The organism is Streptomyces sp. SAS_281 (assembly GCF_052542855.1).
In genome coordinates this window covers 1-1,552 of record NZ_JBMNDO010000254.1, presented here as the reverse complement: position 1 = coordinate 1,552, position 1,552 = coordinate 1, and the positions used below count along the sequence as shown (strand labels likewise).

Annotated in this window: 1 protein-coding gene; it reads right to left on the bottom strand. The window is 71.3% G+C overall.

The genetic code is table 11. From position 1 onward, the window contains the following. Nucleotides 1–1,552 (bottom strand): condensation domain-containing protein (locus tag ACN6LM_RS37990; RefSeq protein WP_445069981.1); only part of this gene is annotated, 1,552 nt, incomplete at both ends.

Below are 1,552 nucleotides of genomic sequence, written 5' to 3'. Positions count from 1 at the left end.
GCGCTCCAGGAGCTGCCGGAAGGTGGGGTTGCCGTCGGTGTGGGTGCGCAGGACGAGGGTGTTGACGAAGAACCCGACGAGGTCGCGGAGTGCTTCGTCGGTGCGGCCGGCGACCGGTGAGCCGATGGCCAGGTCGGTGCCGGCGCCCAGCCGGGTGAGGGCTGCGGCCAGGGCGGCGTGCACGACCATGAACGGGGTGCACCCCTCGGCCCGCGCCAGGACTCCGATGCGCTCGAACAGGCCGTCGCCCAGGTCTACTTCGACTTGCCCGCCCCGGTGAGAGGCCACCGTCGGACGAGGGCGGTCGAGGCTCAGACCGTGCTCCTCCGGCAGCGCGTCCAAGGTGTTCCGCCAGAAGGCGAGTTCGCGGGAGAGCGCACTGTCCGCGTCGTCGGCGGCCCCCAGCACCCGCTGTTGCCACACCGCGTAGTCCGCGTACCGCACCGGCAGCGGTTCCAGGACACTCCCGGTCGCACCCGCGCACCGGGCCTCGTAAGCCCGTGACAGGTCATCGAAGAAGACTCCGGCCGAGCGGCCGTCCGTCGCGATGTGGTGGAAGAGCAGGAACAGGAGGGAGTGCCCGTCTTCGAGGTCGAAGAGGATGGCCCGCAGGGGGTTCCCGGTTCTGAGGTCGAACCGGTGCCGGGTGGCGGCGTCCAGGTCGCCGTCCAGCGCAGCTGACGTCGACCTCCGGCGCTCGATGAGGACCCGGGCCCCGGCGGCCGGCTGGACGCGCTGCCGTGGCTCGCCGTCGCCCGTCGTGAACACGGTGCGCAGCGGCGCATGGCGCTCCACGACGTCGTTGAGCGCGGCTTCCAGGGCGCCGACGTCCAGGGTGCCTTCCAGGCGTACGGCCATCGGCACGTTGTACGCGGTGCTCCCGCCGTCCAGCTCGGCGAGCAGCCACAGCCGGCGCTGGGCGTACGAGACCGGGCTGTCCGGACCGTCGCCCGCCTCCCCGGCGACCAGGGGCGGCAGCGCGGGCCGCCCCTTCAGCGAGGCGATGTACTGCGCGAGGCGTGCGGGCGTGGGGTGCTGGAACACGTCCCGGATGGTCAGCCGGACGCCCAGCACCTCGGCCATGTGGTTGGTGAGACGGGCCGCCAGCAGCGAGTGCCCGCCATGGGCGAAGAAGCTGTCGTCCACACCCACCGGCTCAGCCGTGCGCAGCACCCGGCTGAACAGGGCAACCGTCACCTCTTCCAGCTGCGACTGCGGCACACGCTCGGTGTTCACCACCGCGACCGGTTCGGGCAGTGCGCGCTTGTCGATCTTTCCGTTCGGTGTGAGCGGGAAGCGGTCGAGCGGGGTGAGGTAGGCGGGGACGAGGTGTTCGGGGAGTCGGTCGGTCAGGTGGTGTCGGAGTTCTGCCGGGTCAGTGGTGGTGACGACGTAGGCGCAGAGCTGGTCGTGGTGCTTGGTGACGAGGGCCTGGGTGACCTGGGGGTGGGTGAGGAGTGCGGCCTCGACCTCGGCGGGTTCGATGCGGAAGCCCCGGATCTTGATCTGGTGGTCGGCGCGGCCTTCGTAGTGGAGGCGTCCTTCGTGGTCG